The following is a 7,545-nucleotide window of genomic DNA, read 5'->3' as shown; positions in this document are numbered from 1 at the left end:
GCCTAGCGCGCAGCGGTCCGCATTTCGAACCAGACCGACTTCCCCCACGGCAGCAGGTCGACGCCCCACCGGTCGGCCAGGGTGTCGACGAGGAAGAGGCCCCGGCCGGTGATCACGTCCATCTCGCGGACCGGCAGCAGGCAGGGAAGCGCCCGGGAGGGGTCCTTGACCTCGACGCGGACCCAGCCGCGGCGGCGGCGGATCCGTAGGCCGAAGGCGGGGGCGCCGGCGTGCTGGACCGCGTTGCCGACGAGCTCGGAGACCAGCAGCACCGCGTTCTCCGTGAGTTCGGCCGGCAGCAGCCAGCGGGTGCCGAACTGTTCTCGGGTCAGCCTTCTGGCGATCCCGGCGGACTCGGGACGGGACGGGAGCCGTACCTCCTGGACCGACGGATCAGCGCCGACGGGTTCCAGGGCCGCGTCGGTCAGTTGCTCCTCGCGCATGAGGTCCCGCATGGGGGTGTCCGCCGCTGCTGCCATGCCCCCCATCATGGCGTGCATATGCCCGGAGCGTGGGCGGTTCCGGGGGAAGTGCCCCCGCGGGGTGAGCGTGGTTTCTCAGTCGCGGGGCCAGAACCTGGCCTTTCCCGGCCCTTCCTCGACGAAGCTCCGCATGCCGTACTCCCGGTCCCGGGTGGCGAACAGGCCGGCGAACCAGGAGCGTTCGATGGTGAGGCCGGTGTCGATGTCGGTTTCGAGGCCGCCGTCCACCGACTCCTTGGCGGCCCGCAGCGCCATCGCGGGCCCGGTGGCCAGTCGGGCGGCCCAGTCGTGGGCCTCGGCCAGTACCCGGTCGGCCGGCAGCACCCGGTCGACCAGGCCGATCGCGAGTGCCTCGGCCGCCGTCACCTGGCGGCCGGTGAAGATGAGGTCCTTGGCCCTGGACGGGCCGACCAGGCGGGCGAGCCGCTGGGTGCCGCCGGCGCCGGGGATGAGGCCGAGCAGGATCTCCGGCTGGCCGAGCTTCGCGTCCTCGGCGGCGAACCGCACGTCGGCGCAGAGCGCCAACTCGCAGCCGCCGCCCAGCGCGTAGCCGGTGATCGCGGCGATCACCGGCTTGGGCAGCCGGGCGATGGCGGTGAAGGCGTCCTGGAGGCCGCGCGAGCGCGCCACCATCGCCTCGTGGTCCATCGCCCGCATCTCCTTGATGTCGGCCCCGGCCGCGAACGCCCGCTCGCTGCCGCGGAGGACCACGGCGCGCACGTCGTCCCGTGCCGTGACCTCGTCGGCGAGTTCGCGCAGTCGGTCCTGGGTGGCGATGTCCAGCGCGTTGAGTGGCGGACGGTCGAGTCGGATGGTGCCGACGCCGTCCGCCACCTCCAGATGAACGGTCATGACCGCCAGGCTAGTCAGCCCCGGTCACACGCCCCAGTCCTCCCAGGCCATGTTCCAGCCGTTGAGGCCGTTGTCGGGGGCGATGACGTCGTCGTTCGAGTTGACGACCTCGACCACGTCTCCGATGAGCGAGTTGGCGAAGAACCAGGCGGCCGGGGTGTCCGGGTCGCCGGCGCCCCGCACGTCGCGCAGGCCGACGCAGCCGTGGCTGGCGTTCTCGTTGCCGAAGACGTCGCCGCCCCAGTAGTTGCCGTGGATGAAGGTGCCCGAGGTGGACAGCCGCATGGCGTGCGGCACGTCGGGGATGTCGTACTCGCCGCCGTAGCCGACGGTGTCGCCGTTCATCCGGGTCTCGACCAGCTTCTCGGTGATGACCATCCGGCCGTTCCAGGTCTCGTAGCCCGGGGCGCCGGTGGTGACCGGGATGGTGCGGATGGACTCGCCGTCCCTGACCACGTCCATGGTGAGGGTGTCCACGTCCACGGTGCTGATCTGGCTGCGGCCGATGGTGAACGAGACGTCCTCGCGGGCCGTGCCGTAGACGCCGGGGGCGCCCTCGACGCCGCGGATCCGCAGCCGCACGTCGACCTCGGTGCCGGGCTCCCAGTACTCCTCGGGCCGGAAGTCGATCCGCTGGTTCCCGAACCAGTGGCCCCTGACCTCGACCGGCGGCTCGGTCACGATCTGGATCGCGTCCCGCACCGCGTCGGTGTTCTCGATCGGCGTGTCGAAGGTGACCGAGAGCTCCATGCCGACGCCGACCTCGGCGCCGTCGGAGATGTTCCAGTTGCTGGTGAAGGTGGCTCCGGCCGCCACCGTGGTGAAGCTGGTGGTCCTGGTGGCCTCGGTGCCCGCCGCGTTCTCGCCGACCACGGCGACGGTGTACTCGGTGTCGTTGGCCAGGTGTTCGGTCGGCTCCCAGCCGGTCGCGTCCTCGGTGAGCTCGCCCGCCACCTCGGTGCCCTCGGGGTCGGTGACCCGCACCTCGGTGAGGGTGCCGTCCTCGGCGCCCACCCGCAGTTCGCCCGAGGTGGGCACGTCCGTCGCGCCGTCATCGGGCGCGATGGATATGGATACTTCGGCCGCCTCGGTCGGCCCGTCGTCCGGATCGGCGTCCCGGCCCTGGCCGCCGCCCCCGCTGCACGCCGTGACCGTCAGCAGCAGCGCCCCCAGCAGTGCCGCCGTCGCCCCCGAGACCCGTCTTCTCGCACGCCGCGTTCTCAATTTGTTTCGCTCTCTCCCTCGCGCGCGCAATACCGCGCGCCGCCCCTCTGTGTGGCCAGGTAATCACATTGTTGCCGGTGGGAATCCCCGACTTCTGTCACCGTTCCGCTGCAGATGGCCTGGTCGTTGCCGTCGGACGCGTCGTGCGGCGTGGCAAAATGCGCATCCCCGGCATTCGGGGTGTAGGGAACAGCGGAAGACCGAGCGGAAGAACGACGGGAGGGCCGCCGTGCGCCACGCACCCCAGCCCGGGCCGGCCGACGTCTGGCCCGGCCGGCCGGAACCGCTCGGCGCCCGGTTCGGCCCGGGGCCCGACGCGGTGGAGGGCACCAACTTCGCCCTGTGGGCGGGCGGCGCGGACGCCGTCGAGCTCTGCCTCTTCGACGACGCGGGGCACGAGACCCGGCACCGGCTCGCCGAGTTCACCCACGAGATCTGGCACGGTTTCCTGCCCGGCGTCCGCCCCGGACAGCGCTACGGCTACCGGGTGCACGGGCGCTGGGCCCCGCTCGCCGGCGACCGCTGGAACCCGGCCAAGCTGCTGCTCGACCCCTACGCCAGGGCGGTGGACGGCGAGTTCGACGGAAGGCCGGCCGAGGTCTACGGCCACGACCGCGACCACCCGGCGGCGGACCTCGCCGACACCCTGCGCGACGCGCGGGACTCGGCGCCGTTCGTCCCCAAGGGCGTGGTGGTGGCCGACCTCCGGCCCCACGCCCCGGCCGCGCCGCGCCCGCGCACCGACTGGGCCGACTCCGTCATCTACGAGCTCCACGTGCGCGGGTTCACCATGCGCCACCCCGGCGTCCCGCCCGAACTCCGCGGCACCTACGCCGGACTCGGCCACCCCGCGGCGATCGAGCACCTCACCCGACTGGGCGTCACCGCCGTCGAGCTGCTGCCGGTCCACCAGTTCGCGCACGACGGGCGCCTCGTCCGCCGCGGCCTGCGGAACTACTGGGGCTACGACTCCATCGGCTACTTCGCCCCGCACGCCGGCTACAGCGCCTCCGGCACCCGCGGCGAACAGATCGGCGAGTTCCGCGCCATGGTCGACGCGCTGCACCAGGCCGGCATCGAGGTCATCCTCGACGTCGTCTACAACCACACCGCCGAGGGCGGCGAGCAAGGACCCACCCTCTCGCTGCGCGGCATCGACAACGCCGGCTACTACCGGCTCGCCGCCGACCCGCGCCACTACACCGACTACACCGGCTGCGGAAACACCCTGCACGTCGTCCGGCCCCACGTGCTGCGGCTCATCACCGACTCGCTGCGCTACTGGGTCACCGAGATGGGCGTCGACGGCTTCCGCTTCGACCTGGCCGCCGCCCTGGCCCGCGCCATGCACGACGTCGACATGCTCTCGCCGTTCCTCGCCGTGATCGCCCAGGACCCGGTGCTGCGGCGGGTCAAGCTCATCGCCGAACCGTGGGACGTGGGCAGCGGCGGCTACCAGGTCGGCGCCTTCCCGCCGCTGTGGACCGAGTGGAACGACCGCTACCGCGACACCGTCCGCGACTACTGGCGCGGCGCGCTGCCCGAGCTCGGCGACCTCGGCTACCGGCTCTCCGGGTCGAGCGACCTCTACGCGGGCAGCGGCCGCCGCCCCTACGCCTCCGTCAACTTCGTGACCGCGCACGACGGGTTCACCCTGCGCGACCTCGTCACCTACGAGCGCAAGCGCAACGAGGCCAACGGCGAGGACAACCGCGACGGCAGCGACGACAACCGCTCCTGGAACTGCGGCGTCGAGGGCCCGACCGACGACCCCGGCGTCGCCGCGCTGCGCCGCAGACAGCAGCGGAACCTGCTCACCACGCTGCTGCTGTCCACCGGGGTGCCGATGCTGCTGGCCGGCGACGAGTTCGGCCGCACCCAGGCCGGCAACAACAACGCCTACTGCCAGGACAACGAAGTCGGCTGGCTCGACTGGTCGTCGGCCGAGGACCCCGAGTGGCGCCCGCTGCTCGACCTGACCAGGCGGCTGATCCGGCTGCGCCACGACCACCCCGTGCTGCGCCGCCGCGCCTTCTTCTCCGGCCGCCGACACGGCCCGGCGGGACTGCGCGACCTCGGCTGGTTCACGGCCGACGGGCGCGAGATGACCGAGGCGGACTGGAGCGCGCCGAGCGCCACGTTGGGCATGTTCCTGTCGGGGCGTGACATCCCGGGGCGTGACCCGGCGGGCCGGCCGATCGTCGACGACAGCTTCCTGCTGCTGCTGCACGCCGGCCCCGAGCCGCTCGACTTCCCGCTGCCGGGACCGCCCTGGGCGTCCGCCTACCGGCTGCTGGTCGACACGGCGCGTGAGGACCAGGACCTGGCGCCCCACACCACCCACCCCGGCGGCGGCACGCTCCGACTCCAGGACCGCTCCGCACAGTTGCTGCGGGCCGAGTGACGTCCCGGAAGTATTGCAGGACCGACACAAAGCCGGCCGTGGCGCGTGCGGTGTCAGTGGCAGTGCGTAGTGTGCTGTTCAGCCGCCGACGCCGGCGGCCGGGCACTCAGAAGGGGAACAGCCAGCCATGGGTATCGACTTGTCGAAGGGGCAGGCCATCAGCCTGCAGAAGCAGGACGGCGGCTCGCTGAGCGCCGTGCGGATGGGGCTCGGCTGGCAGGCGGCGCCCCGGCGCGGGCTCTTCAGGTCCCGCACCCAGGAGATCGACCTGGACGCCTCCGCGGTGCTCTTCGCCGACAAGCAGCCCGTCGACGTGGTCTTCTTCCAGCACCTGGTCAGTGACGACGGCTCCGTGCGGCACACCGGCGACAACCTGGTGGGCGGCGCCGGGCAGGGCGGGGACGACGAGGCGATCCTCGTCGACCTGCCGCGGGTGCCGGTCCACGTCGACGCCATCGTCTTCACGGTCAACTCCTTCACCGGCCAGTCCTTCGCCGAGGTGCAGAACGCGTTCTGCCGCCTGGTCGACGAGACCACCGGGCAGGAGCTCGCCCGCTACACGCTGACCGGCGGCGGCGACTACACCGCGCAGGTCATGGCCAAGGTGACGCGCCAGGGCGCCGCCTGGCAGATGACCGCCATCGGCGAGCCGGCCAGGGGCCGCACCTTCCAGGACCTGATGCCCGCGCTGGTGCCGCACCTGTAGGGCGCCACCGGTACCATCCGGGGCCCCGGCCCTTCGGGGCGGGCACAGCAGACAGCGGCGAACACACAGCGCGAGCGAGGAAACGACAGGGGGCGCGGCGATGGCGGCCGAGCTGATCCGCGGGCAGAACCATCCACTGACCGACACCCGACTCGAGATCCGGGTGTCGGCCGGGCAGCCGGTGTTGGCCGGGGTGACGCTCAACGACGACCAGGGGCGGATGCGGGAGGCGGCGTGGATAGCGCACCCGGCCTCGCCCCGACTGCCGGGCATCGAGGTGTCCCGGCAGGCCGCCGCCGACCACCGGCTCGCGGTCGACCTCGACGCGCTGCCCGAGGCCGTGCACCGGGCGAACGTGCTGCTCGCCCTGCCGTCGGGGGTGGGCGGCCCGGCCAGCTTCGGCGCGGTGGCCGCGCCCACCATCGCCGTCACCGGCCTCGACGGCACCGAGATCGTCCGCTACACGGTCACCGACCTCGCCACCGAGTCGGCCATCGTCGCCGTCGAGCTGTACCGGCGCGGCGGCGGCTGGAAGGTGCGCGCCATGGGCCAGGGGTACTCGGGCGGGCTCGCGGCCATGCTGGAGGACCAGGGCCTGCCGCAGGCGCGGGAGTTGGCCACCACCATCAACGAGGCGGTGGCCCGCGGCATGGCCCGGTCCGTGGCCACGCCCCCGCCGGCCGCGGCCCAGCCGCAGGGGGCGCCCGCCACCACCCCGCCGTCCGGACAGCCGGACCAGCCGGTCGCCGGGGACGCGGCCGGGCACACCATGGAGGAGCGGCTCTACAACCAGGTCTGGGGCATGTTCGAGGACCTGGCGCGGACGACGGCCGCCTACCGCAGCGCGGTCGACTTCGCCGACTCCCGGATGGAGCGCGAGCTCGACCAAGTGCTGTCGGACCCGGCCACCCGGGTCGGCCCGGCCGCCGACGCGGCCCGCGTCCAGGCCCGCGCCCGGCACAGCCAGCTCGTCGACCAGGCGCGCGCCAACTTCGAGCGGGACGTGGCGCAGCTGGTCGCCGAGTCGGAGGTGGTCGAGCCGGCGCTGCCGCCCGCCTTCGCCCGCTGGGACAACCCGGTCTGGCAGGCGTACCAGGTGCCGGGCCAGACGCCGATGGCGCTGCGGCTCGGCGACCTCAGCCTGCCGGAGCGCGCCGACCTGCGGATCCCGATGCTGGTGCGGCTGCCGCTCCAGCGGGGGCTGTGGATCGACTCCGGGCGGCGCGTCGCCGCCTCGCCCGAGGCCGCCGCGGTGGACGCGGACGGCCTGCGGCGGCTGGCCGCCGAGACGGCCACGGCCGTGGTGGCCAGGGTGCTCGCGGTCCACCCGGTGGGCGCGTTCAACGTGCAGGTGATCGACCCGGCCGGCGCCGCGGCCGGCGCGCTGGCGCCGCTGCTGAGCACCGGCGCGCTGCGCGAGCCGCCGGCGGTCGGCCACGCGGGGGTGCGCACCGTCCTGGACCGGCTCACCCAGCGCGTCGACCTGATCCAGATGGCCGTGCGCAGCGGGGCGGTCGACTCGCTGCCGCCCGACCTGGATCCGGCGGAACAGCTGCTCGTCGTCCACGACTTCCCGCACGGCTTCGACGACCGGGCCATCACCCAGCTGCGCTACCTGGCGGACGAGGGCCCCTCGATAGGGGTCAACCTGATCATGGTCGCCGACCGGGAGGACGCCCGGGCCTACGGCCCGGTGCTCGACCCGCTGTGGCGGGCCCTGCTGCGGATCACGCCGGTGCCGGACGACCACCTCGCCGACCCCTGGGTGGGCCACTCCTGGACCTACGAGCCGCCCCTGGCGCCGGGCAACAGCCGGGTGGTCTCGCAGGTCCTCGAGCACCTGGCCGTCGCCCGGCAGCGGTCGGCGTCCTGAGCGC

6 protein-coding genes are annotated in these 7,545 nt (G+C 73.4%); 3 read left to right on the top strand and 3 right to left on the bottom strand.

Translation table 11 applies throughout. The annotated features are described in order from the left end of the window. Nucleotides 1-2: 2 nt before the first annotated feature. The 3 genes from RNC47_RS27640 to RNC47_RS27630 all read right to left on the bottom strand — a co-directional run bounded on the left by RNC47_RS27640 (nt 3) and on the right by RNC47_RS27630 (nt 2,558). Complete coding sequence (locus RNC47_RS27640; RefSeq protein ID WP_387094409.1) at nt 3-479, bottom strand: ATP-binding protein; 477 nt, start codon at nt 477-479, stop codon at nt 3-5. A gap of 78 nt (nt 480-557) precedes the next feature. Beyond that, nucleotides 558-1,334: an enoyl-CoA hydratase/isomerase family protein gene (locus tag RNC47_RS27635; protein WP_311602545.1), complete on the bottom strand. Its 777-nt coding sequence runs from the start codon at nt 1,332-1,334 to the stop codon at nt 558-560. 24 nt (nt 1,335-1,358) lie between these two features. Next, the gene (locus tag RNC47_RS27630; RefSeq protein ID WP_311602543.1) at nt 1,359-2,558 is read right to left on the bottom strand and encodes a L,D-transpeptidase; all 1,200 of its coding nucleotides are present in this window, start codon (nt 2,556-2,558) and stop codon (nt 1,359-1,361) included. A gap of 229 nt (nt 2,559-2,787) precedes the next feature. On the opposite strand from RNC47_RS27630, the gene glgX reads away from it, so the two are divergent. From glgX to RNC47_RS27615, 3 genes are all read left to right on the top strand, one after another. Further along, on the top strand, nt 2,788-4,962 hold the full coding sequence (gene glgX / locus RNC47_RS27625) for a glycogen debranching protein GlgX (protein WP_311602542.1): 2,175 nt from the start codon (nt 2,788-2,790) through the stop codon (nt 4,960-4,962). Nucleotides 4,963-5,089: 127 nt separating this feature from the next. Then, nucleotides 5,090-5,668: a TerD family protein gene (locus RNC47_RS27620; protein ID WP_311602540.1), complete on the top strand. Its 579-nt coding sequence runs from the start codon at nt 5,090-5,092 to the stop codon at nt 5,666-5,668. 100 nt (nt 5,669-5,768) lie between these two features. Beyond that, on the top strand, nt 5,769-7,541 hold the full coding sequence (locus RNC47_RS27615) for a TerD family protein (protein ID WP_311602538.1): 1,773 nt from the start codon (nt 5,769-5,771) through the stop codon (nt 7,539-7,541). Nucleotides 7,542-7,545 lie beyond the last annotated feature (4 nt).

Source organism: Streptomyces millisiae (assembly GCF_031845425.1).
Lineage (GTDB): Bacteria > Actinomycetota > Actinomycetes > Streptomycetales > Streptomycetaceae > Streptomyces > Streptomyces millisiae.
The sequence above is the reverse complement of the archived record's forward strand: the minus strand, read 5'-3'. Positions and strand labels throughout refer to the sequence as shown.